The 23,840-nt window shown below is 71.9% G+C and carries 21 protein-coding genes and 1 tRNA gene; 16 read left to right on the top strand and 6 right to left on the bottom strand.

Going from position 1 to position 23,840, the window contains the following annotated elements:
• The first annotated feature begins 70 nt into the window (after positions 1-70).
• Positions 71-844 carry an ABC transporter ATP-binding protein gene (locus JOF44_RS16735; RefSeq protein WP_209894057.1) on the top strand — a complete coding sequence of 258 codons (774 nt, stop codon included), beginning with the start codon at positions 71-73 and terminating at the stop codon, positions 842-844.
• Positions 841-2,226 carry an ABC transporter permease gene (locus JOF44_RS16740; protein WP_209894060.1) on the top strand — a complete coding sequence of 462 codons (1,386 nt, stop codon included), beginning with the start codon at positions 841-843 and terminating at the stop codon, positions 2,224-2,226. Before JOF44_RS16735 ends, JOF44_RS16740 begins: the two co-directional genes overlap by 4 nt.
• A gap of 125 nt (positions 2,227-2,351) precedes the next feature.
• Here JOF44_RS16740 and JOF44_RS16745 read toward each other — a convergent pair whose 3' ends face one another.
• On the bottom strand, positions 2,352-5,252 hold the full coding sequence (locus JOF44_RS16745; RefSeq protein ID WP_209894063.1) for an FAD-binding and (Fe-S)-binding domain-containing protein: 2,901 nt from the start codon (positions 5,250-5,252) through the stop codon (positions 2,352-2,354).
• A gap of 168 nt (positions 5,253-5,420) precedes the next feature.
• Here JOF44_RS16745 and glsA point away from each other — a divergent pair, with 168 nt between their 5' ends.
• From glsA to JOF44_RS20850, 4 genes are all read left to right on the top strand, one after another.
• Positions 5,421-6,455, top strand: coding sequence for a glutaminase A (gene glsA / locus JOF44_RS16750; RefSeq protein WP_209894078.1), 1,035 nt, complete (start codon positions 5,421-5,423; stop codon positions 6,453-6,455).
• 324 nt (positions 6,456-6,779) lie between these two features.
• On the top strand, positions 6,780-7,256 hold the full coding sequence (locus JOF44_RS16755; RefSeq protein ID WP_209894083.1) for a GNAT family N-acetyltransferase: 477 nt from the start codon (positions 6,780-6,782) through the stop codon (positions 7,254-7,256).
• Positions 7,257-7,493: 237 nt separating this feature from the next.
• The gene (locus JOF44_RS16760; RefSeq protein ID WP_209894085.1) at positions 7,494-8,324 is read left to right on the top strand and encodes a DUF5926 family protein; all 831 of its coding nucleotides are present in this window, start codon (positions 7,494-7,496) and stop codon (positions 8,322-8,324) included.
• Positions 8,321-10,129: a glycosyltransferase gene (locus JOF44_RS20850; RefSeq protein WP_245348989.1), complete on the top strand. Its 1,809-nt coding sequence runs from the start codon at positions 8,321-8,323 to the stop codon at positions 10,127-10,129. Before JOF44_RS16760 ends, JOF44_RS20850 begins: the two co-directional genes overlap by 4 nt.
• Positions 10,130-10,196: 67 nt before the next feature.
• On the opposite strand, the gene JOF44_RS16770 is transcribed toward JOF44_RS20850, so the two are convergent.
• The gene (locus JOF44_RS16770; RefSeq protein WP_342591819.1) at positions 10,197-12,317 is read right to left on the bottom strand and encodes a hypothetical protein; all 2,121 of its coding nucleotides are present in this window, start codon (positions 12,315-12,317) and stop codon (positions 10,197-10,199) included.
• Positions 12,318-12,545: 228 nt separating this feature from the next.
• Here JOF44_RS16770 and JOF44_RS16775 point away from each other — a divergent pair, with 228 nt between their 5' ends.
• The 4 genes from JOF44_RS16775 (at position 12,546) to pheA (ending at position 15,282) form a co-directional block, all read left to right on the top strand.
• Positions 12,546-12,974 (top strand): GntR family transcriptional regulator, encoded by a 429-nt coding sequence (locus JOF44_RS16775; RefSeq protein WP_209894088.1) that lies wholly within the window; start codon positions 12,546-12,548, stop codon positions 12,972-12,974.
• The gene (locus JOF44_RS16780; RefSeq protein ID WP_209894091.1) at positions 12,971-13,570 is read left to right on the top strand and encodes a GNAT family N-acetyltransferase; all 600 of its coding nucleotides are present in this window, start codon (positions 12,971-12,973) and stop codon (positions 13,568-13,570) included. Before JOF44_RS16775 ends, JOF44_RS16780 begins: the two co-directional genes overlap by 4 nt.
• Before the next feature lie 61 nt (positions 13,571-13,631).
• Entirely contained in the window at positions 13,632-14,183 is a 552-nt protein-coding gene (locus tag JOF44_RS16785; RefSeq protein WP_209894095.1) for a GNAT family N-acetyltransferase, read from the top strand.
• Positions 14,184-14,313: 130 nt separating this feature from the next.
• Positions 14,314-15,282, top strand: coding sequence for a prephenate dehydratase (pheA, locus tag JOF44_RS16790; protein ID WP_209894098.1), 969 nt, complete (start codon positions 14,314-14,316; stop codon positions 15,280-15,282).
• A 36-nt stretch (positions 15,283-15,318) separates the two neighbouring features.
• Here the strand turns inward: pheA and JOF44_RS16795 are convergent, their stop codons facing one another.
• Positions 15,319-16,560 (bottom strand): diacylglycerol/lipid kinase family protein, encoded by a 1,242-nt coding sequence (locus tag JOF44_RS16795; protein ID WP_209894102.1) that lies wholly within the window; start codon positions 16,558-16,560, stop codon positions 15,319-15,321.
• A gap of 63 nt (positions 16,561-16,623) precedes the next feature.
• Between JOF44_RS16795 and serS the strand changes: the two genes are divergently transcribed.
• Both serS and JOF44_RS16805 read left to right on the top strand, forming a co-directional pair.
• Complete coding sequence (gene serS, locus JOF44_RS16800) at positions 16,624-17,886, top strand: serine--tRNA ligase (protein ID WP_209894105.1); 1,263 nt, start codon at positions 16,624-16,626, stop codon at positions 17,884-17,886.
• A 94-nt stretch (positions 17,887-17,980) separates the two neighbouring features.
• A complete protein-coding gene (locus tag JOF44_RS16805; RefSeq protein WP_245348990.1) occupies positions 17,981-18,856 on the top strand; it encodes an HAD family hydrolase in 876 nt (291 codons plus the stop codon).
• Between the two features lie 86 nt (positions 18,857-18,942).
• On the opposite strand, the gene JOF44_RS16810 is transcribed toward JOF44_RS16805, so the two are convergent.
• Both JOF44_RS16810 and JOF44_RS16815 read right to left on the bottom strand, forming a co-directional pair.
• A complete protein-coding gene (locus JOF44_RS16810) occupies positions 18,943-19,884 on the bottom strand; it encodes an NAD(P)H-quinone oxidoreductase (RefSeq protein ID WP_209894111.1) in 942 nt (313 codons plus the stop codon).
• 2 nt (positions 19,885-19,886) lie between these two features.
• Complete coding sequence (locus JOF44_RS16815; protein WP_209894116.1) at positions 19,887-20,864, bottom strand: MDR family oxidoreductase; 978 nt, start codon at positions 20,862-20,864, stop codon at positions 19,887-19,889.
• 150 nt (positions 20,865-21,014) lie between these two features.
• Here JOF44_RS16815 and JOF44_RS16820 point away from each other — a divergent pair, with 150 nt between their 5' ends.
• The 4 genes from JOF44_RS16820 (at position 21,015) to JOF44_RS16835 (ending at position 23,159) form a co-directional block, all read left to right on the top strand.
• The gene (locus JOF44_RS16820) at positions 21,015-21,374 is read left to right on the top strand and encodes a GntR family transcriptional regulator (RefSeq protein WP_209894119.1); all 360 of its coding nucleotides are present in this window, start codon (positions 21,015-21,017) and stop codon (positions 21,372-21,374) included.
• Complete coding sequence (locus JOF44_RS16825) at positions 21,371-22,249, top strand: ABC transporter ATP-binding protein (RefSeq protein WP_209894122.1); 879 nt, start codon at positions 21,371-21,373, stop codon at positions 22,247-22,249. The genes JOF44_RS16820 and JOF44_RS16825 overlap by 4 nt, the downstream gene beginning before the upstream one ends.
• Positions 22,250-22,262: 13 nt before the next feature.
• On the top strand, positions 22,263-22,979 hold the full coding sequence (locus JOF44_RS16830) for a hypothetical protein (protein ID WP_209894125.1): 717 nt from the start codon (positions 22,263-22,265) through the stop codon (positions 22,977-22,979).
• A 92-nt stretch (positions 22,980-23,071) separates the two neighbouring features.
• A tRNA-Ser gene (locus JOF44_RS16835) sits at positions 23,072-23,159 on the top strand.
• Between the two features lie 23 nt (positions 23,160-23,182).
• On the opposite strand, the gene JOF44_RS16840 is transcribed toward JOF44_RS16835, so the two are convergent.
• Positions 23,183-23,791 (bottom strand): TetR/AcrR family transcriptional regulator, encoded by a 609-nt coding sequence (locus JOF44_RS16840; RefSeq protein ID WP_209894129.1) that lies wholly within the window; start codon positions 23,789-23,791, stop codon positions 23,183-23,185.
• Positions 23,792-23,840 lie beyond the last annotated feature (49 nt).

Genomic DNA, 23,840 nt, shown 5'->3' on the forward strand with positions numbered 1-23,840 from the left:
CGTCGGGTGCCCCCGACAGACTCGGCGAACAGGCATTCTCGAGAGGTTCGCAGCGAGGTGGACTGGACTCATGACTGCAGATCTCCCACAGCGCCCCGCACGACCGTTCACCCCGGGCGTCACACCCGCAGCCGTCACCGCCCGGGCCCTGACCAAGATCTACGGACGCGGGGCGGAGGCCAGGACGGTCCTGGACCACGTGGATCTCGAAATCTCCCCGGGGACCCTGACGGCGATCATCGGCCCGAGCGGCTCCGGGAAGTCGACGCTGCTGTTCTGCCTCGCGGGCCTGGAGCACCCCAGCAACGGGCAGGTGGATCTGCTCGGGGTCGATCCTTCACGCAGCAGACCGGCACTGATGGCCCGTCTCTATCGCAGCCGAGTCGGGTTCGTGTTCCAGGATTTCAACCTGGTGCCGTACCTCAGCGCGCGACGAAATGCAGCGCTCCCGGGTCTGCTCGCTCACCGTTCGGACGCCCTGCCCCGGGCCGATGCCGCGCTGGCGGAGCTCGGCATCTCCGACCATGCCTCGACCCTCTCCTCGCGGCTGTCCGGCGGGCAGCAGCAGCGCACAGCCCTGGCACGAGTGCTCGCGGGGAGGCCCGACGTTGTGTTCGCCGACGAGCCGACGGGTGCTCTGGACAGCGCCTCCTCGGCCGTGGTCATGCAAGAGCTGAAGGCTCGGGCGAACGACGGCTCGGCGGTCGTCCTGGCCACCCATGATCTCGACGCCGCCGCCCGCGCGGATCGGGTTGTGCTGCTGACGGACGGCAGAGTCCGGGCCGTGCATGGAAGCACAACAGCACCGGTGCTCGCCGAGCTGCTGGATGAGGTGGGTCGATGATCGTCGCGGCGCTGCGCGGACTCGTGGCGGCTCGTGCCTCCTGGTGGGCGCCGGCGCTGGTCTCCGCCCTGGTGTCGACGATGATCGGCGTCTGCCTTGTGCAGGCGGTCGGGACGGACGTGTCCGCTCCCAGGATCCAGGAGGTGCTGCGCCGCGAAGGGCTCAGCAGCGACTACGTCTCGAGCGTCGGCACCGGTATCGCCATGATGATCGTGCCGATGGCCGTGATCGTCCTGGCCACCGTGTCCTCTGCGGCGGTCGGCACGCTGACCCTGGATCTCGCACGTTGGCGTCTGGCCGGGGCCTCCGGACCCCTGCTCGCGGTCCTCGTGATGGGACAGCTCTGCCTCGTGGCGCTCGCCGGGGGAGCTGTGGGGGCGGCTATAACTGTGACCGTCGGCGGGCGGTTGGCGGAGCTGTTGAACCAGGCCATCCTCCCGCAACTGGCAGGGCTGACGGTGATGCCGACGCCGTCGGCGCTGTGGGGCGCCTTGTTGCTCCCTCCCGCGACAGCGCTCGCCGCAGGATTGCTGCCTGCGATCAGGGGAGCCCGGGTTCCTGCGCTCCGTGCCGTGCGCCGCGACGAGGAGTTCGTGGGCCGAGTCGGGCTCCGTCGGCTGGCGGCTGCGGTAACCGGGCTGGTCGCTCTGCTCGCGGTCGCCGTCCCCGTCTACCGGCGACCGCCCGGTGCAGAGGACGGGGCCGCTCTCAGCGCGGGTCTCGGCCTGGCCGTTCTGGTGCTGGTGGTGGCGGCGATGGGCGCTCGCGTCCTGGTGCCTGTCGGCGTTTCGGTGATCGCATGGATCCTTCCTGGCTGGGGCGCGGTCTGGGCGCTCGCGCGAGACGGTGCCGTCGCCCGTGCTCGTGTGAGCGGCTCGACCGTGGTGGCGCTCGCCTGCGGGGCCGGAATCCTGGGGGCCATCACGGGGATGGCACGCACCAGCGAAGCGATTGCCCGTGCCCTCGGCTCGCAGGAGGAATACAACCTGGTGGACACCTACATCATCTGCGGTCTCGTCGGTCTCCTCAGCGCCGTCGGAGGTGCCTGCGTTCTCGCGCTCGGCGCCGCGGACCGCCGCCGAGAGGTCGCGCTGCTGCGCACGGCGGGCATGACTCCACGGCAGATTCTGGGGGCGGCCGTCGCGGAGGCTGTGATGCTCGCTGGGGCGGCGACGCTCATCGGATTCGTGGCGACGGCGCTGTCCACGGGGCTGATCACGCGCGCCGCCGCGTCGGGAGGACTGCCGGTGCGGTTCGTCGTCCCGGTCGCGGAGCTCGCTGTGGCCGCAGTCGTCACGTTCACCGTGATCGCGCTTGCCCTGACGATCCCGGCACGGCGTGCGCTGCGCTCTCCGGTGCGGTCCTCGCTCGCCGTGGAATGAATGGCAGCGCTCTCACCACCGGAGCCCTCGAGGATGGGGGAACGGGATGGGAACGGAGGGGTGAGGTGTGGCATGGGAGGGGTCGCGTGCGAAGAGCGACCGAGCGATGTGCGTCGATGGTCGGCTCACCCCGTCACCGCCGCCAGCAGCTCCAGCACGTGCCGGTACGCCTTCCCGGTCGCCGCCTGCATCCCCAGCTCACAGGTGCGGTTGGCGCTGACGTACCAGTCCGTCTCCCGCTGGGCGACCTCCGCCGCCTCGGCCGCGGTGGCCGAGGCCGTCAGCTCGGGGTGGAGCATCCCGCGGTCGCCCGCGTAGCCGCAGCAGCCCCACTCCACCGGCACCACCACGTCCTCGGCGCAGGCCTCGGCGATCGCGACCAGATCAGCACTCGCCCCCAGATGGGTGGTGGAGCAGGTGGGGTGCACGGTCACGGAGCCGGCGCGCTCGCGGATCTCGAGGCGGTCGAGCAGGTGGGTGCGCACGTAGGTGACCGCGTCGATCACCTCCACCCCGGTGCCGTCCATGGCCCCGGCGATGCCTTCGGTGCAGCTGGCGGCATCGACGATCACCGGCAGCCGGCCGCCCCCGCTCGCCTCCTGCAGCGTGCCGCGCACGCGCTCGCGCATCCGCTCCTTCGCGGCCGTCATGCCCTTCGAGGAGAACGGGGTGCCGCAGCACAGCTCCGCAGCGTCGTCCGGGACGGCGAAACGGACACCGGCGCGCTGCGCGAGCAGGTTCAGGGACGCCGGGACCCCGTCGGAGGTCCGGGGTGTCTCGGGGGTTCGGGGTGTCGCAGCGCGGGAGGAGGCCCCGCCCGTGTCCCCGTTCCCGCTGCCGCAGGCACAGTTCCCACCGCAGCCGCCACCGCCCGAGCCCCCACCGCCCGAGCTCGCGGCGCGCGGCTCCTCGGCGGCCCCGAACATGGTGTGCACGCAGGCCGGGAGGTAGACGGCGCTGACGTCGGCCGAGGCGCGCCCGCGCCCGCCCGCCCGGCGCACGGACCCGCCGCGGCGGGGCAGCTCGGGCCGGTACTGCGGCACCACGTCGGAGCCCAGCACGGCGCGGCCGACGTCGGTCGCCGCCCGCGGCAGCGCCGAGGGCATCGCTCCGGCCGTGCTCATCGCCGCCGATGCCCCGCGGGTGAGCAGATCCCAGCTCCCGGCGGCGGCGCCCCAGGCCGTGTTCTCGGCCGCTCCGGCGTCCTCCGCCCGCAGGCGCCGCACCAGGTCACCGGTGTTGATGTCGACGGGGCAGGCGGTCACGCACATCCCGTCGACCGCGCAGGTCTCCAGCCCCTGGTACTCGTAGCCCTTCCGGATCGCGCTCGCGGTGGCGTGGTCCCCGCGCTGCTCGGCGAGCTTCGCATCGCGCCGCAGCACGATCCGCTGGCGCGGGGTGAGGGTGAGGTCCTTGGAGGGGCACACCGGCTCGCAGTAGCCGCATTCCACGCAGCGGTCCGCCTCCTCCTCGATGTCGATCATCGGCTTCAGATCGCGCATGTGGGCCGACGGATCATCGGTCAGGACCACCCCCGGGTTGAGGATCCCGGCGGGGTCGACCAGCGCCTTGATCTCCCGCATCACGCCGTAGAGCTCGGCGCCGTACTGGCGCTGGACGAAGGGCGCCATCACCCTCCCGGTGCCGTGCTCGGCCTTGAGGTTGCCGCCGTGGCCCAGCACCAGCTCGGCCATGTCCTCGGTGAAGGCCTCCAGCCGCGTCGAGGTCTCGCCCAGGTATTCGTTGAGCAGGAAGTGGATGTTCCCGTCCTTCGCGTGCCCGAAGATCACCGACTCGTCGTAGCCGTGCCGGTCGAACAGGTCCTGCAGCCCGCGGCAGGTCGCCTCGAGCTCGGGCACGGGCACCACCACGTCCTCGAGCAGGGCGGTCGACCCCGCCGGGCGGGCGCCGGCGATCGCGGCGTACAGCCCTTTGCGGGTGGTCCACATCGCCGCCCGACGGGCGGCGTCGGTGGTCATCTCCAGCGGCACCGTCAGCCCGAGCCGCTCGGACATCCCCACCGCCTCGGCCGCGCGCTGCGTGAGCTCGTCCTCCTCGTCGCTGCGATGCTCGACCAGCAGGGCGGCGTGGCCGTCGACGTCCAGGCCGAGGACCTCCTGCGGCGCCCCGGCCACGCCCTGGGCGACGATCAACGAGCGGGCGTCCATCAGCTCCGCGGTCGCGAATCCTGCGCCCACCACCTCCGGCAGTGCGGCGGTGGCGGCCTGCAGCGAGGGCAGCACGAGCAGCCCGGTGGCGATGTGCTTCTGGATCGGCACGGTGCGGAAGGTCGCCGAGGCGACGAAGGCGAGCGTGCCCTCCGATCCGACCACGAGGTGGGCGAGGACGTCGGCCGGGGTCTCGAAGTCCAGCAGCGCGTTGATCCCGTAGCCCATCGTGTTCTTCATCGCGAAGCGCTCGCGGATCACCCGGGTGGCCTCGGCGTCGTCCCGCACCCGCCGCATCAGGCGCAGCAGGCCCTCGTGCAGGTCGGGCTCCTCGCGCCGCAGGCGCGCGTCGGCCCCCTCATCGGCGGTGTCGACGACGGTGCCGCTGGGCAGCACGAACCGCAGCGATTCGAGGGTGCGGTAGGAGTTCTCGGAGATCCCCGCGGCCATGCCCGAGGAGTTGTTGGCGATGACCCCGCCGATGGTGCAGGCGACCTCGGAGGCCGGATCCGGGCCCAGCCGTCGCCGGTGCCGCAGCAGGTGGGCGTTGACCTGCCGCAGCGTCGCCCCCGGCCCGACGCGTACGCGCTCGCCGCGATCGAGCACCTCGACCGAGCGGAAGTGGGTGCGCACGTCGGCGAGGACCGCGTCGGTCTGTCCCTGCCCGGACAGGCTGGTGCCGCCGGAGCGGAAGGTCAGCGGCCGACGGTCGAGCCCTGCCCGGCGCAGCAGGGCGACCACGGCGGCCTCGTCGTCCGGGGCGGTGACCGCCTCCGGCAGCAGCAGGTAGTGCGAGGCGTCGTGGGCCAGCGCGTGACGGGCGAGGACATCGGTGTCCAGCAGCGGTGCGGTGGTCATGCTTCACGGTATCCCGCCCCCGGGAGCGCGGCCACGGGTCTTCTCGTCTGGTGCGAACGGGCAGGGTGACGGCGGTCCGTGGGTGGACGTGACCGGGCAGGGCGGCGGCGATCCGTGGGTGGGCGTGACCGGTCCGCGACAGGTGTGCGGGCCTGTACCGTCGGAGTCGTGACGAGCGCGCTGACCACCTATCTCGACCGCCTCTCCATCGCCCTGTCCAGCGCGACGGCGCCCGAGACCCCCGATGCGGTGCAACCGGACCGCGGGATCACCGGCGACGTCGACACCCAGGGCGACATCCCGGACCTGTCGTTCCTCTCCGGCGCGCGGGAGGACCATCTCGCCGTGGCGATCTGCTCGGTCGACGGGGAGATCACCGCCGCCGGCACCGATCACGAGTTCCCGATCCAGTCGATCTCCAAGGCCTTCGCCTACGGGGCCGCGATCGACCTGCACGGCATGGACTACGTGGACACGGTGGTGGACGAGGAGCCCTCGGGGGAGGAGTTCAATGCCCTCAGCCTCGACCCGCACACCAAGAAGCCCAAGAACCCGCTGGTGAACATCGGGGCGATCCGCACCCACGCGATGCTCGGCTCCACCCGGCAGGAGCGCACGCAGCGCCTGCGCACGGTGCTCGACGCCTCCGCGGGGCACGCCCTGGAGCCGCACCGCGAGACCTGGCAGGAGGAGCTCAAGAGCGCCGACCGCAATCTGGCGCTGGCCTACATGCTCCGCGCCGCCGGGTCCATGACGGAGGACGCCACCGAGGTGGTCGGCGGGTACATCGAGGGCTGCTCCGTGCTCGCCACCGTCACCGACCTCGCCGTGATGGCCGCGACCCTCGCCTCCGGCGGCACCAACCCGCTGACGGGCGAGGAGGTGTTCTCCCGCGTCGCCGCCCGCCAGGTGCTCTCGGTGATGCTCACCTGCGGGATGTACGACAACGCCGGCGACTGGGTCAGCGACGTCGGCCTGCCCGCGAAGTCCGGCGTGGGCGGCGGGATCATCGCGGGGCTGCCCTCCCGCTTCGGCGTGGCCAGCTACGCCCCGCAGCTGGACCTGCACGGCAACTCGGTGCGCGGAACCCTCTTCTTCGAGCGGCTCAGCACCGACTTCGCCCTCCACATGCTCGACGGGGTCGAGCCCCGGGATCTTGAGGAGTGCGCGCAGGAGCTGATGGAGGTCGGCACGCACCCCTGAGACCGGGCCTCATACCGGGATCCCCGCCCCCGAGCTCGGGTCACCACTTCGAGCTCTGCTTTCTCGGTGCCAAGAGCGCGGGTGGCACCGGAAGCGCAGAGCTCGGCGCTGTCCGGAGGGCGCTCGGTGCCGCCCAGGCGGCCTCGGCGCTGTCCGGAGGAGTTCCGTGCCTTTCCCAGAGATGGCAGCACCAGCGGCTCGGGGGCTCCCGGGGAACCAGCGGCCGGGAACGCACGCGGGTGCCGGATACAACGCACGCGGGTGCCGGACACTGGGCGGCTATTTCGCTTGCCGGCCCGGGGACCAGCCAGGACACTGCCTTTCATGACCCGCGTGTTCGCCCTCGACCCCGACGACTGGCCGATCTGGCGCGAGCTGCGTCTGCGGGCCCTCGAGGACGCCCCGGAGGCTTTCGCCAGTACTCTGGCCGAGGTGCTCGAACGGGACACCGAGAAGCACTGGCGCGCCGCTGTCACCGCGCCGATGGTGCCCTTCGTGGCGGAATCCGATGGGGCCCCGGCCGCCATGGGTCGGCTGATGTGGCGTGAGGATCACGACGCTCCCGTCGAACTGATCTCCGTCTGGGTCGCGCCCGAGCATCGCGGTCGAGGCGTCGGGGGCACGCTCGTCACCACGGCTGTCGAGCACCTCGCCATCCATCACCCGCGGACCCGGCTGCTGCTGGCGGTCGTCGAGACCAACGCGCCGGCGCGTGCCCTCTACTCACGCTGCGGCTTCGCCGTGATCGGCCGCAATCCGGATGACGATGCCGAGCTGCTGATGGAGCATGGGGCCCCGTGACCCCGCCGCTCAGCGCCCCGCCGCTCAGCGCCCCGCCCGCGGTGCGACCCGTCGAGATCTGCGGTTTCGGTGCCAAGAGCGCGGGTGGCACCGAAAACGCAGATATCGACGCTGTCCGGAGGGGGCCAGTGCTGCCCAGGGACTCGGTGCTGTCCGGAGGGGGCTCGGGCCGCCCGCTGGAGCTCGGTGCCGCGAGGCGCCGTCGGTGCGGCCCTGCGGATCGGTAGACTTTCCGTCATGAGTCCTACCTCGCACGACGCCCTGGTCCTCCGCCCCTTCGAAGGGCTGCCGAACGAGCGCGATCTGGTGGCCATGCGCCAGTTGATCCCCGCGGCGACGATGGCCGCGAAGACCACCGCCGAGTATGGCGCGGTCGACGTCGAGATCGCGACCATCCTGCCGATGGCGTGGCCGGCCGTGCGCCGCACCGATGGCTCCGTCACCGTCGGCATCCAGGCGGGGTACCCCGGCGGCGACCTCTCCCGCGGCATCGGCCAGGCCATCAAGCAGGCCCTCGCCCTCGAACCCGGCAACCCCATCACCACCGTGACCCTCGACGACGAGGCCCCGCGCCTGCAGGAGATCCTCGACCTGGACGGCGACTTCGCCATCACCGTCCACGACACCTTCGAGTTCTGGCTCGACCCGAGCGCTGAGCGCACCCCCGAGATCGAGTCCTCGATCCAGCAGGCCAACGACTCGATCATGCCCACCCGTCCCGTCGAGGGCCTCGAGCACGCCTACTGGGTCGACGCCGGACCCAAGGAGCACCTGCGCTGGGTGCTGGAGGCCGGCGAGGAGAAGGTGATCGACGCGGTCACGCGCCTGCACGCCCGGCGCGAGTCCGGCATCGGCGAGGGCACCAAATACGTCGGCTCCTTCCGCGCCGAGGGACTGGCGATCCCGGTATGGGACCTGCCCAAGGGCTCCGGTGTCGAGGGTGTGGAAGCGGAGGCGGAGGAGTTCCGCGCCCGCTTCATCGAGGCGCTGGAGACCGAGGAGCCGCTGACCGCGCTCGAGCGTCGGGCACGCGGCGGCATCGTGGCGCGGCAGGTGACCCTGCGATGAGCGCAGCGGGGCCGCTGACGGCGCATCGCCCCGAGCGGGTGGCCGTCGTGATCCCCGCCAAGAACGAGGCGGAGCGGATCGAGGCGACCATCGGCGCCGCTCACGCGATCACGGGAGTCGACCTGGTGGTGGTCGTCGACGACGGCTCCTCCGACGCCACCTCTGCGGTCGCGATGGGGGCCGACGCCCTGGTGGTGCGGCACAAGAGCAACCGCGGCAAGGCGGCGGCGATGGCCACTGGCGCGCAGATGATCGCGCTGCGGGAGGACGCCGAGCGTGCCGAGGGCGGGCAGGGGTTCTCCGAGGAGCTCCATGCGGAACCGCGCACTCCGGGGCACACCGGTCCGCTGCCGGTGATCGATGGCGATACGCCCCCGCCGCGCGCTCTGCTTTTCCTCGACGCGGACATGGAGGGCTCCGCCACCGCTGCGCAGCCCCTGGTGGATGCGGTCCTGGGCCAGGGCGTCGACATGGCGATCGCGCTGCTGCCTCCGCAGGTCGGTGCCGGCGGCATGGGCGTCGTGGTGCGCACCGCGCGACGCGGGATCGAGCGCGCCACCGGCTGGACGGCGACGCAGCCATTGTCCGGAACCCGGTGCATCACCCGCGAGACCTGGGACGCCTGCCAGCCGCTCGCCCCGGGCTGGGGCGTCGAGACCTCCCTGACCATCGACGCGCTGACCGGAGGATTCTGGGTCAAGGAGATCGAGGCCGAGCTCCACCACCGCGCTACCGGGAGCGACCTGCGCGGCCGCCTGCACCGCGCCGCCCAGTTGCGCGACGTGGTGCGCGCCCTGGCCCGCAAGCGCCAGGTGCTGCCGGAGGAGCCGGCCGACGAGGACGACACCGGGCAGGCATCTGTGACTGCGCCCGTCGCCTCGTCGATTCCCGCGGAAGATCCGACGGATCCGACGGTTTCGCCTGATGCGGCCGACGCTGCCGGCCCGGGCGAACCGGCCGACGCTGCCGACCTGTCCGACTCGGCGGACGTGACCGACTCGACCGACCCCTCCGACTCCGCCGACGTGACCGACCCCTCCGACTCGGCCGATCCGGCCCTGTCCTCGCCGGACCCTCTGGACCGCGAGCGCGAGAGGGTCGAACCCGTTTATGACCAGGGACTCGTCGGCACTGCGACGGGGGAACCTGCGGCGGGGGAGTCCGAGGCGGACGGACTCAGGTCGTCACAGGTCGCCCGGACGTGGCCCGGTCGGTCCGGTGCTCACGCAGCAGCGGACGAGCGCACGCCCGATGCTCACGCGGCAGCGGACGACCAGGAGCCGGCCGCCGGAGCCGATGTCGACGAGGTCCACGTCTGGTCGGTGGTCCCCGAGGTGGCGGAGAGCGGGGGACCCGACGATGCAAGCTTCGACGACCCCGCCGCCGACCACGCTGCCGCCGAGGAGGCCGCGGCCGCCGTGCGCGCGGACCGCCGCCGGGAGCGCCTGGCGATCCTCCCCGTCGACGGAGCCTTCTCCGATGACGAGACCCGGGCGATCGGCGACCGTGACATCGAGCTGCTGGACCGTCGTCTGCGCGCTCTGCCCGTGGACGGGGCCTTCGCGCCCGACGACGTCGTCTATCTCGTCGACATCGACCTCGAAGCCCTCGCCGTGCGGCTGCAGGAGGCCCCGGTCGAGGAGCCGTTCGAGCCCGGGCACGCGGTGATCATCGCGTCCCACCTGACGGTTCCGGAGCCCGAGCTGCCCAGCTCGATCCGACCGCCGCTGAGCGGCGACGAGTACACTTCGCTCGTGGTGCACGCCGCGGTCGACGCCGGCAACACCAGCGCGGACGACGCCTGACCTCGAGCCCTGATCATCTCGGGGCGGCGCAGGCGCTGCATCATCGTGGGGAAGCAGGGGCGCTGGATCACCGCGGCGCGGCCGGATGGCCGGCGGCCTCGTCGGCCTCCGTGGGCTCGGCTCCCGTCGGCCGCGGAGCAGGCAGAGCGGCAGGCAGGAAGGCCAGCCAGATCCCGAAGATCGCGGCCACCAGCACCGGGCCGGTGTCGTTGACCGCGTAGCCCACCCAGGTGCCGACGACGAGCGCGACCCGCACCGCGTAGGAGGCGGGATGGCGCTCGTCGAGAGCGGCGAGGCGATGCCAGCGCAGCCGCCGCGGCATGAGGATCGCGACCGAGGCCGCGACCGCCAGCACCATCACCACCGCGAGCGCCCAGTACCCGGTGGTCATCGCGATGTTCTGAGCGAGCTTGCGGACGATCACGGAGATCAGCTCGCCGCCCAGCAGCTCATCGATGAAGCGCCCCAGGTGGGTGCGCTGCTCCGGCGGTCGCAGCCAGTCCAGGAACGACACCCCGAGCACGGCGAACGTCCCCGCGACGCAGAGCACGAGCACATGCCAGATCCGCGGGCGGATCCCCGAGACCAGCAGCGCCAGCAGGCCGAAGGCGGGGATCGTGGCGAGCATCGACCCGAAGTCCGCCCCCATCGACGGAGCCACGCACACCCCGGCGACGACGGCCCCGACCACGAGCGTCCACACCACCCGGGCCCGCGGCGTGCGCACCACGGTGAACAGGCACAGCAGCGCCATCAGGGACGCGGCGAGCACCATGCCGAACAGGTGGTTCGAGAGCCCGTAGAAGCGTCCGCCGGAGATCGGCTGCGCTCCCAGCGGTGAGCCGAGCTGGAACCGGGAACCGGTCGCGGACTCCCCGAGGATCACCGCGGCCACCAGCGCGGCGGAGATCCCGAGGGGGCCGAGGCGGTGGCGGCGCCAGGGCCCCGCGAACGCGATCACCGCCAGCAGCGCGCAGCCGCCCCAGACCACGCCGGCCAGTGCCGGCGTCGCGTTCTCGGCCCGCCACCAGGGGATGATCGAGGCGCACAGCCCCACCGGGAGAGCCAGCGGGGCGATCGCCGCCAGGGCGCGGCCGACGGCGGCCAGGCGCGGCCTCCGCGCCAGCGGCGGGACCAGCAGGATCACGATCCCGATCACGCCGAGCGCGAGCCAGGACCCGAGCGCGGGGATCGTCGCGGCGTCGACCTGCGCGGCCGCCTGCGAGCGGTCCAGGGCGAGCTGCTGGGGATCGTCGTGGTCGGTGCCGCGCAGCGGCTGGCCGGGGACGAGACCGTCGGCCGTGACGTCATAGGAGTCCAGGATCGTCGGCAGCACGTCGGTCAGCACCACCACCCCGTTCTGCTTGGTGGCGCCGCTGGTGAGCGCCTGACCGGGGAAGGCGGAGTCGAGCGCGACCTGGAGGCCGACGGTGCGGGAGGCGACGGCGCCGGTGCGCTCCATCTCGTCGGGATCGACCGGATCGGTGGCCGCGACGGAGACCAGCAGGGTGCGCGGCAGGTCCTCGGCGTCGCAGCCCCCGGCCGCGTCCAGCACGGTGCCGACGCGCGCATCGAGCGCGGCGAGGGCCGAGGCACGATCGGGATCACCGTGGTCCGGCACGGAGCCGACGTCGACCTCGACGATCGCGTCGGTGCCGAGGGCGTCGGAGATCGTGGAGGCGGCATCCCCGACCGCGGCGTCGCCGGTGGCGTCGGCATCACCCGCGGTGTCGGAGGCGCCGGTGGCGTCGGCGTCACCGCCGGCGTCGACCTCGACGGTCTCGACCGGCAGCTGCTCCCACTGGTCCGTCGGCGGCGTGGGGATCCCGGCCGTGCGCGGCGCTTTCTCCGCGAGGCCCCGGTACCCGGTGTGCAGCGTCTCCATCCCTTGCCGTTTCGTGGAGACGACGGAGCTGGAGGTCGTGTTCATCGCCCCGGCACCCGAACGGTCCGCCAGGCACTGCAGGTTGGGGGTCGTCTCCGCGGAGATGTCCTCCCAGTTCAGGCCCGCGGTGGCGATCACCAGACGCACCGGGTCCGCAGGAGCGTCGGGCCCGTCGGCCTGTGCCGCGGGGGAGAGACCCACCAGGAGCGCACCCAGGAGGGTGCCCAGCAGCACGGTCAGCAGCACGCCCGGCAGCGCGCGGAGGCGGCGGGCGGGGGACGGAGCGGCGCATTCCTGGGGCACGCCACGATGCTACGGGCCTCGTCGGGTCCGTTCCGGTCCCTCCCGACAGGATGCGCGGGGCCTCCACGGATCCCTCACCGGCTCCACCGGATGTGACGGGGCCGGACGGCGGGCGATGCGGGGCGGGGTCCGACGGGGACCGCGTGAGGATCCCGACGGTGGTGTTCCGCGCGACGGGGGTGCGGGCCGGGGCCGACCGACGTCGTCGGGCGGCTTATCGTGGACCCCATGAACTCCCCGACCCCGCCCTATGAACAGGTCCGCCGCGAGGTCGTCGAACGGGTCCGCGCCGGCGAGCTGAAGCCCGGCGACAAGCTCCCGGCGATCCGTGTCTACGCCGATGACCTGGGCCTGGCCCCCGGCACCGTGGCCCGCGCCTACAAGCTCCTCGAGGAGGCGCAGATCATCGTGACCAAGCGCGGCGCCGGCACCACGGTGGCCCCGGACGCGGTCGCCGCGAGCGAGCGTGCGGCCGCGACCACGCAACGCGAGAGAGGCGGCACGGCGGACCCCGCGGTGGTGGCGCTGCTGGCCGGACCGGTCGCCGAGGCCCGGGGTCAAGGGCACAGCGACGTCGCGATCATGGCCTCGCTGCGGGCCGCCCTGGCGGGGGAGAACGGCGCCGCATCGGGAACGATTGACCCCTCGTCGGCGTGACGCTGCGCCTCGAACGGCTCGGACCATGGCACGCCGCGGCGATCCTGGCCGGTCAGGACGCGGTGCTGGCCGAGGAGATCATCGGTGCCCGATGGGATCCCGAGGTGCTCGACGACTTCCTGGAGCGCGCCGCCCGCTGGCGGGACGAAGGACCCATCCGCGAATACGCCGCGATGCTCGAGGACACGACACGCTGCGCCTCGTCGGACTCCGACGATTCTCGGCAGTTCGAGGGCAGCCGACGGATCGACAGCGATCGACGGGTCGAGGGAGACCATCCGCTCGGCGGCGAGCTGCTCGGCGGAGGCGGCCTGAACCTCGTGGCACCCGGTCTCGGGCGGGGACAGGCCGCCCTGACCTACTGGCTGCTCGCCGCGCATCGGGGCCGGGGACACGGGCTCGAGCTCGCCGGCTCCCTCGTCGACCGCGCGCGATCCGACACCCGCATCGCGCAGCTCGTCCTGCGCATCGCCCCCCACAACGAGGCCTCCCGCGCGATCGCACGGCGGCTCGGTGCGGTCTCGACGGGAACCCGCGTCCGCCATCCGGCCGATGCCTCTCGTCTCGCCGATCGCTGGGTGCTGGACCTGCGGTGACGCCGGGGAGAACGGGCCGCCGTCGGTGACGCGCCCGAGGGCGACCTGGCACGATGGGCCGATGCAACCATCGATCCGTCTCGTCCCGCCGTCCGTCTCCCGCCATGGAGCCTTCGTCGACTGCCTCGCGGACTTCGCCGGCACGGCCCTGGACGGCGCGAGCATCGCCGACCCCGCCGCGCCGCCCGTGCACGACGCGGATTTCGTCGACTTCGTGACCGGACGGCTCGCCGAGGAGGATCCCGCCACCGAGCTCGAGGAGCCGTGGGTGCACTGCACGAGCCGCTGGATCGTCTCGAACGACGGGTCCGACGAGCTCCTGGGATTCTTCGCGATCCGCCATCGCCTGAACCGCTTCCTGCACGACCAGGGTGGGCACATCGGCTACTCCGTGCGCCCCTCGGCCCGACGCCGCGGCATCGCGACGGCCGCCCTCGCACTCGGTCTGCAGGAAGCGCGCGGACTCGGCATCGCCCCGGTGCTGATCACCTGCGACGAGTCCAACACCGGCTCCCGCCGTGCGATCGAGAAGTCCGGCGGACGGCTCGAGAACACGGTCGAGGGAAAGCTGCGCTTCTGGGTCGGCGACGAGGAACGACCGACGCGCCCCTGACCGGCGCGGCCGGACCGCCGCGACCCGGACCGTCGCGACCACGACCAGCACGACCCGGACCGCCGCGACCCTGACCAGCACGACCCGGACCGGCGCGAGGCGGGCGATCCGCCCAGTACCCTTGGCTCTCATGCGGTACGGATACCTGGGCCCCGAGACCACCTTCACCCATCAGGCGCTGCTGCAGGCCCTCGAGGTGATGCCCCGCGAGATCACCGAGCAGGTGGAACAGGTGCCGTTCTCCGCGGTCGCGACCGCCACCACGGACCTCCTCGCCGGGGACATCGACGCGCTCATCGCGCCCATCGAGAACTCCGTCGAGGGCGGCGTCTCCGGCACGCTCGACGTGCTCGCCGCGACCGACTCCATCACCATCGTCGCCGAGCAGATCGTGCAGGTCACCTTCGTCCTCGCCGCCCGCGAGGACACCGCGCTGAAGGACCTCGAGGTGGTCTCCTCCCATCCGCACGCCCAGGCCCAGGTGCAGGGCTGGCTGCGCGGCAACCTCCCCGACGCGCACGTCGCGGCCGCATCCTCGACCGCCGCCGCCGCGCGGGACCTCGCCGCGCTGAGCCCCGAGCAGGCCCACGGCCGGGCCGCCGTCTGCTCCCCGCTGGCCGCGAAGCACTTCGGCCTCACCGTCCTCGCCGAGCAGATCGAGGACACCGAGGGCGCCCAGACCCGCTTCGTCCTGGTCACCCGCGAGGGACGGATCCCCGCGCGCACCGGCGCCGACAAGACCACCCTCGTCGTCCACCTCCCGCACAACCGCTCCGGCGCACTGCTCGAGACCCTCGAGATGTTCAGCGCCAACGGCGTGAACCTCTCGCGGATCGAGTCGCGCCCCATCGGCGATTTCCTGGGGAGGTACTCCTTCTCCCTCGACGTCGAGGGCCACATCGAGGACCGGCGGGTCGCCGCCTCCCTGCGGGCGCTGCACCGGATCTGCCCCGTCGTGCACTACCTCGGCTCCTACCCCCGCATCGACGGGGCGCACCCCGAGCCGCGCGAGGAGTTCGCCGACGAGACCTACGACGAGGCGCACCGCTGGATCGAGAAGCTCACCGGCATGGTCGCCCCGGAGCCTGACCGGGCGTGACAGCGTCGGTGACGCCGCCGCAGCACAGCCGCACGGTCAGGGCTGCGTCGAGTCCGTGCCCGCCGGGACCCGCAGCCGCAGCGACCCCGGGTCGATCCGGGCGATCAGGTGCGTGGCCTCGGCATCGGTGTCGCCGTCCAGCTGCACGGGCTGCGCCTTCGTGGTCGCGACCTTCACCTCGGTGGCCTGGTAGCGATCCATCGAGGAGAGCCGGGTCGTCTCGGCGAACTTCCCCCGGGGGACGAGCTTGGGGGTCACGACCTCGGTGAGCACCTGGCTGAAGCCGGCCGCACCCTTCCACCCGGCCACCACGATCTCCAGCCGTCCGTTGTCCGCCGTCGCGTCCGGCATGAGCACGAAGCCGCCGGGCAGCTTGCCGACGTTGCCCAGCAGCACGGTGCGGGCCTTGTGGGCATGGCGGGTGCCGTCGGGGAAGTCCAGGACCACGTCGACCGAGCGCCCCAGGATCGTGCGCACCCCGCCGAACACGTAGGCGACCCAGCCCAGGCGCTTCTTCATGGTGTCGTCGGTATGGCCGATCATCTCCGCGTCGGCTCCGAAGCCGGCGATGACCAGGAAGATCTGTTCCGCCGAACTCGCCGCCTCGCCGATCGAGCCGCCGGTGCGCAGCCAGCCCACGTCGATCTGCTTGTCGTGGCCGGCCAGGGCCGCGGTCATCGCTGCGGAGGGGTCCTCCAGCGGGATGTCGAGGTTGCGGGCCAGCAGGTTCCCGGTGCCCGAGGGGATGATGCCCATCCGGGTGTCGGTCCCGGCGAGCACCGAGGCGACCAGGCGCACGGTGCCGTCCCCGCCGGCGGCGATCACCAGGTCCGCGCCGTCCAGTCGGGCCTGGCGCGCCTGCCCCCGGCCCGGGTCCTCGACGCTGGTCTCGTAGAAGGTGACCTCCGCCCCCTCGAGGTGCTCGGCGATCTCGCGCACCCGGGTGCGGAACTGCTCGGCGTCGTCGAACTTCGTGGGATTCAGGACCACGGCGACCTGCTGCACCCGATCCGGGGCGCTGCCGGTTCCGTCGGCCCCGGCAGCCGTCCCGTCGGTCGCGACAGCGGCACCGCCGGCCTCCGCGACCTCGCCGTCGGACCCGCCCCCGGCGACCGAGGCCTCGCGCATCTCCCTCTCGTGCCTCTCGGCCGTCGTGCGCAGCTCGCCGATCTCGCGACGGTGCCGGGCCAGGTGCCGCAGGGCCACGGCCAGCAGCACGACCGCCACGACCAGGATGATGATCGAGACGATGTTGAGCAGGAGGAGAGGCTGGTCCATGGGCACAGCCTACTGAGCGCGGCGGCCGCCGTGAGCGCCTCGTGGCGCGGGTACCCTGGAGCAATGATCGATCTGCGGCTCCTGCGCGAGAATCCCGATGCCGTCCGCGACGCCCAGAGGGCACGTCGGCGAGACCCCTCCACCGTCGACGCGGTGCTCGAGGCCGACTCCCGGTGGCGCGAGGCGACCGGAGCCTTCGAATCCGCGCGGGCCGAGCAGAAGGTCTTCGGCAAGCAGGTCGCCCAGGCCACCGGCGATCAGAAGCAGCAGCTGCTGGCCGAGGTCAAGCAGCTCGCCGCCGACGTCAAGCGGCTGCAGGCGGAGGCCGACGAGGCCATCGCCGCCCGGGACACCCTGCTGCGTGCGATCCCGAACCTCGCCGAGGGCGCCCCCGAGGGGCTCGAGGACGACTTCGCCCTCCGCGAGACCGTCGGGGAGAACCCCGCCTTCGAGCATCCGGTCAAGGACCATCTGGAGATCGCCGAGGGACTGAAGGCGATCGACATGGCCCGCGGTGCGAAGGTCTCCGGGGCCCGTTTCTACTTCCTCACCGGTGTCGGTGCCCAGCTCGAGCTCGCGATCCTCAATTCCGCGATCGACCAGGCCACGAAGTCCGGCTTCACCCCGATGATCACCCCGACCCTGGTGCTGCCGGAGTCGATGGAGGGCACGGGCTTCCTCGGCGAGCACGCCGACGAGGTCTACCACCTCGACAAGGACGACGACCTCTACCTCGTCGGCACCAGCGAGGTGGCCCTGGCCAGCTACCACAAGGACGAGATCCTCGACCTCGGAGGCGGCCCGATCCGCTACGCCGGCTGGAGCGCCTGCTACCGCCGCGAGGCCGGCAGCTACGGCAGGGACACCCGCGGCATCATCCGCGTCCACCAGTTCCACAAGGTGGAGATGTTCTCCTACTGCCGCATCGAGGACTCCTACGCGGAGCACGAGCGCCTGCTGGACCTCGAGCGCGAGATGCTGGCGCGGATCGACGTGCCCTACCGCATCATCGACACCGCCGCCGGCGATCTCGGGACCTCCGCCGCCCGCAAGTACGACTGCGAGGCGTGGATGCCCAGCCAGAACACCTACCGCGAGCTCACCTCGACCTCGAACACCACCCAGTTCCAGGCGAGGCGGCTGAACATCCGCGAGCGCACCGACGACGGCCTGCGCCCCGTCGCGACGCTGAACGGCACCCTCGGCACCACCCGTTTCATCGCGGCGATCCTCGAGAACCATCAGCGCCCCGACGGGTCGGTGGTGGTCCCGGAGGGACTGCGGCCCTACCTCGGCGGGCGCGAGGTCTTCGAGGTCACCGCCTGAGATGCGCCGCGTCAATCCCCTGCGCCGTCTGGTCGAGGCAGCGCGTCACCGCCGGTTCACCCGGGTGTCAGACCGTGCTGGAAGACTGGGCGACATGACCGCTCCGACCTCGCCGACGCCTCTGACCGATCCCGACGCGACCCGCACCCGCCTGCAGGTGCACCTCGACGCCCTGGGCGGCGAGCAGCTGCTGGTGGGTCTCGACGTCGACGGCACGCTCGTCGATCACGACGGCGTCATGTCCCCGCCGATGCGCCGCATGCTGCAGCGCACCGCCGACCAGCACACCGTCGTCATCGCCACCGGCCGCTCCATCGGCGCCACCCTGCCGATCGTCGAGGCCGCCGGGATCACCCGCGGCTACGCGGTGTGCTCCAACGGCGCGGTCACGGTCCGGATGGATCCGCAGGCCGACGGGGGCCACCGCATCGTCGAGACCCGCTCCTTCCAGCCCGGCCACGCCCTGCGCACCCTGCGCGAGGTCCAGCCCGACGCCCACTACGCGGTAGAGACGGCCGACGGCGGCTTCCACGCCACCACCGGCTTCCAGGACGCCAGCTTCGGCGTCCAGGCGACCGAGCGACCGCTGGATGACCTCATGGAGCTCGAGGCGGTGCGCGTGGTGGTCCATGTGCCCGATCTGTCCCCGCAGGAGTTCAGCGAGGTCATCGCGCAATCCGGTGTCCACGGCGTGGAGTACTCGATCGGGTGGACGGCCTGGCTGGACATGGCCGCCCCCGGCGTCTCCAAGGCCACGGCCCTCGAGGACATCCGCGCCCGGCTCGACATCGCCGCCGCCCACACCGTGGCCGTCGGCGACGGCTTCAACGACACCGAGATGCTCACCTGGGCCGGGGTCGGGATCGCCATGGGGCAGGCGCCGCAGGGCGTGAAGGACGTCGCCGACGTGGTCACCGACTCCGTCTACGAGGACGGCACGGTGCTGGTGCTGGAAGCGCTGCGAAGCTGATCAGCGGTTCCGGGGCCGGAGGCAGGTCCCGACCTCTTGCCGAACGGGCAGGACGGCGGCACGTCAGCTGAGAGCCACGGCCGGGATCATCCCGAAGCGACCTCCAGGACCACCTTGCCCAGATGGCCGCCGTCGCGCAGGATCGCATGCGCCTCGCTCGCGCGGTCCATCGGCAGCCGGGCGTGGAGCGGGACGCTGAGCGTCCCGTCGGCCAGCAGCGGCCAGACCAGCTCGCGGGTGGCCTCGAGGATCTCGCGCTTGCCCTCGGTGCGCCGCGAGCGCAGCGTGGTGCCGATGACGCGGGCGCGCTTGCCCATGAGCATGCCGATCGGCAGCTCGCCGATGGCTCCGCCCAGCGTGCCGATGATGACCAGCCTTCCGTGCTCGCGGAGCATCCCCACGTTGTCCGCGAGCGTCGGACCGCCGACGATGTCGAGGATGACGTCCGCCCCGCCGGCCTCCCGCACCACCTCGAGCAGATCGGTGGTCCGACGGTTCCAGACCGCGTCGGCCCCCAGGTCGCGCACCCGGTCGAACGCCTCGTCGGAGCCGACGGTGGTCAGCACCCGCGCGCCGAGGTGCCGCGCCAGCTGGATCGCGACGGTGCCGATGCCGCCGGTGCCGCCGTGGATCAGCACGGTCTCGCCGTCGGCCAGACGTCCCTCGAGCACCAGGTTGGAGACGACGGTGGCGCACACCTCGATGACCCCGGCGGCCTCGACGGGGTCCATGCCCTCGGGCACCGGCAGCAGCTGCCCTTCGGGGACCGCCACCACCTCGGCGTAGCCACCGCCCGCCAGCAGCGCCACCACCGCCTCACCAGTGTCCCGGCGGTGCCCGGAGACCTCCAGACCGGGCAGTTCGGAGGCCCCCGGCGGCGGCGGATACATTCCGGCGGTCTGGGCGACGTCTGCCCGGTTCACGCCCGCCGCGACCACGTCGACCAGCACCTCGCCGGGGGCCGCGACGGGTTCGGGCAGCTCGACCAGTTCGAGCTCGTGCTCCTCGGTGATGGCGATCGCGCGCATGGTCACTGGGTCACGTCCACGACGGTGCGGCCGCGGGTCTCGCCGGCGAGGATCCGCTGCGCATAGGGGATCGTCTCCGACAGCCCGATGCTCGTGGTCATCGAATCCAGCAGGTCGAGGTCGAGCTCGGCGGCCAGCGCATCCCAGGCGCGCTCGCGCAGGTCCGGCGGGGCGTCGACCGAGTTCACGCCGGCGAGGGTGACGTGCCGCAGGATGAACGGCATCACGGACGTCCGCAGATCCATTCCCTGGGCCAGTCCGTAGGCCGCGACCACTCCACCCCAGGAGGTCTGGGCGAGGACGTTGGCGAGCGTCGTGCTGCCCACGGCGTCGATCGCCCCGGCCCAGCGCTGGGCCTGCAGGGGCTTGCCGACCTCGGCGCCGAGCTCGTCGCGGTCGATCACCTCGGCGGCCCCGAGCTCCCGGAGGTATTCCGCGTTCTCGTCGGTTCGTCCGGTCGAGGCCACCACGCGGAACCCGCGGCCGGCCAGCAGGGCGAGCGCGACGGAGCCGCCCCCGCCGGAGGCACCGGTGACCAGCACGTCTCCGTGCTCCGGGGTGACGCCGCCGTCCTCGAGGCGCAGGACCGAGAGCATCGCCGTGAATCCGGCGGTGCCGATGGCGGCGGCCCGCTCGGGGGAGAGGTCCGCGGGCAGGCGCACCAGGGCGTCGGGACGCACGCGGGCCCGGGTGGCGAAGCCGCCGTTGCGGGTCTCGCCGATGCCGTCGCCGTTGAGGACCACGAGGTCACCGGCCGAGTACTCCTCGACCTCGGAACCGGTGACCCGCCCGACCAGGTCGATGCCCGGGATCAGCGGGAACCGGCGGGCGATGCCCTGGCCCGCGATCGCCATGCCGTCCTTGTAGTTGTAGCTCGAGAAGAGCACGTCCAACTCGACGGGTCCGCTCAGCGTGGACTCGTCGGCGTCCTCGACGAGGCGGGCGTCGGCCCCTTCGGCTTCGATCAGTACGGCGCGCATGCGGGCGCTCCTCTCCTCGACTGCAGGTGCCGCCAGCCTAACGGGGCCCGCGCCAGGGATTGACTCCGACCCAGTCCCGTGGTTCATTAGTGGAGTAATGAACCGAGCAACCCGCGAGGGTCCGGATCCTCGACACGACCGGGAGGCGACGTGCTCGACGAGTCGAAGCCGCTCTTCATCGCTGTGGCGGAGCAGATCGAGGACGGGATCCTCGACGGCACCTATCCGGAGGACACCCCGGTGCCCTCGACCAATGAGCTGGCCGCATTCCTGCGCATCAATCCCGCGACGGCAGGCAAGGGACTCCATCGCCTCGCCGACGCGGGCGTCCTGGTCAAACGTCGAGGAGTAGGCATGTTCGTCGCCCACGGCGCCACAGAGCTGCTGCGGCAGCGCCGGCGCGATTCCTTCGCCCGCGCCTACATCGTCCCGCTGCTGCGCGAAGCCGCGCACCTGGGCATCGACCCCCGAGAACTCACCGAGATGATCACGAAGGAGGCGTCCCGATGAGCGCCATCGAGACCCGCAATCTCAGAAAGCACTTCCGCGACGTCGCCGCCATCGACGATGTCTCCCTCTCCTTCACCGAAGGTCGGGTGCACGGGCTGCTGGGCCGGAACGGCGCCGGCAAGACCACGATGATGAAACTGCTGACCGGGCAGATCTTCGCCAGCTCCGGCGAGATGCGCGTGCTGGGCGAGAACCCTGTGGAGAACCCGCAGGTGCTCGCGCAGACCTGCTTCATCCAGGAGAGCCAGAAGTATCCCGACGGGTTCCGGCCCTTCGACGTGCTGCGCATCGCCGAGGGCCTGTACCCCTTCTGGGATCAGCAGCTGGCCCGCGAGCTGGTCGCCGACTTCCGCCTCCCGGAGAAGAGGGCCATCAAGAAGCTCTCCCGTGGCCAGCTCTCGGCCGTCGGCATCATCCTCGGTCTCGCCTCCCGGGCTCCGCTGACCTTCTTCGACGAGCCGTACCTGGGCCTGGACGCCGTCGCCCGGCGCCTGTTCTTCGATCGGCTGCTGGCCGACTTCGCCGAGCACCCCCGCACCGTGATCCTGTCCACCCACCACATCGACGAGGTCTCCAACCTGCTCGAGCACGTGGTGCTGCTGGACGAGGGTCGGGTCGCGATCTCGGAGGAGGCCGAGGCGCTGCAGAGCGCGGCGATCGAGGTCTCCGGCCGGCTCGACGAGGTCAAGGGCTTCATCGCCGGGGCTGACGTGCTCCACCTCCAGGAGATCGGCTCGCTGGCCACCGCCACTGTCCATGCAGAGCCCGGCAGCGCTGAGCGGGCCCGGGCCGCAGGGCTCCAGGTCGCGCCCGTCTCCCTGCAGAACTACATCGTCCATCGCACCACCGCCGCGGCCACCGCCGCGGCGCGCTGAGAGGAGATCCGAGATGCGCTCCCGCAACGTCATCGACATGCACCTGGTCAACCGGATGCAAGCCTACGGCTATCCCCTGATCGCGCTCGCCTTCGCCCTCGTGGTCATCCTGGCGGTCGGCGTGATCATCGGCTCGCAGGGCCCCGAGGCCCAGGCGGGGATGTATTACGGCATGCAGTGGAACGGCGCGATCTTCGCCCTGCTGGGCCCGTTGATCGGTTACGGTTTCACCTCCATGGGCCAGTACTTCCCCCTGGCCCTGGGTCTGGGGTTGACCCGCCGGGAGTTCGCCTCCGGCCTCGGCCTGGTGTTCCTGGGCAACGCCGTGGTCTACTCCGTGCTGATCACGATCGGCAAGACCGTCGAGGTCGCCACCGATGGCTTCGGGCTGAGCATCCGATTCTTCGATGTCTTCTACACCAGCACCGGCGCACCGTGGCAGACCCTCGTGCAGACCTTCCTGCTGATCCTGGGAGTGCTGTTCCTCGGCGCCGCCATCACCGCCGCCTTCCTGCGCTTCGGCCAGGTCTTCCTGTGGGCCTCCGGCGCCGTCCTGGCGCTGCTCGCCCTGGGGATCCTCGCGGGAGTGCTCCTGCTCGACGGCTTCGGTCGGGCTCTGCTCGATGTCCTCACCATGGGCTGGGGCCCGTGGATGGTCGCGATCGCCGTGATCGGTGCGATCTCGGCTGGTGCCTGGCTGGTGCTCGTGCGGCGCACACAGGTGAGCTGAGGTGGGCGTGCAGCCGTGTTCGTGAATCAGTACGCCGGGCAGGTGGGAGCCGCCTGACACCGGTAGACTCTCGCGGGTGCCTCCGGGCACGAGGAGGGTTGTCAGAGCGGCCGAATGAGATGGTCTTGAAAACCATTGTGCAGTGACCCTGTACCGCGGGTTCGAATCCCGCACCCTCCGCCCGAGCTGCCGCGGGTCAGCTCTCAGGCGGCCTTCTCCGCCGGCCAGGTCGCCAGGAACGCCGCGACCCCGGACTCGAGCTCCTCGCGTCGGGCCCCGTCGCGCGCCTGCATCGACATGCCGTTCCAGATCGCGAGGATGTGCATCGCGAAGCCGTCCACGTCGATCCCGGACGGCAGTCGGCCGGCGTCCCGGTCCGCGGTCAGCGCGGCCAGGAGGCGCTGTCCGATCGCGTGACGGATCGCCTGCAGGCCGGCATCGATCTCGGGGGAGGACGCCGACGCCGTGGAGGCGTTGTTCATGATCAGGCACCCGGCCGGGCACCCCGGCTGCGTGTACTGGTGGGCGGCTCCGGTCAGCAGGCGTCGGGTCGCGCCGCGGGTATCGACCTCCTCGTCGAAGGCCGCCTCGACGAATCCGGTGTATCGGTCGGTGTAGACGCGAACCACCTCCTCGAAGAGCTGCTGCTTGCTGCCGAAGGCGTGGTACAGGCTGGGGGCGGAGATCCCCATCGCGGTGCAGAGCTCGCGGGTGCCGATGCCCCCGTAGCCGCGCTCCCAGAACAGCAGCATCGCCTTCTCCAGGGCCTCGTCCCGATCGAAGCTGCGGGGGCGTCCTCTGCTCGCGCTCATGCCCTGAATTCTATAGCGCCCGACCCGAAAAGGGGTTGCCCGTTATGTA

The sequence above is a fragment of the Brachybacterium fresconis genome (assembly GCF_017876515.1).
GTDB classification, from domain to species: Bacteria; Actinomycetota; Actinomycetes; order Actinomycetales; family Dermabacteraceae; genus Brachybacterium; species Brachybacterium fresconis.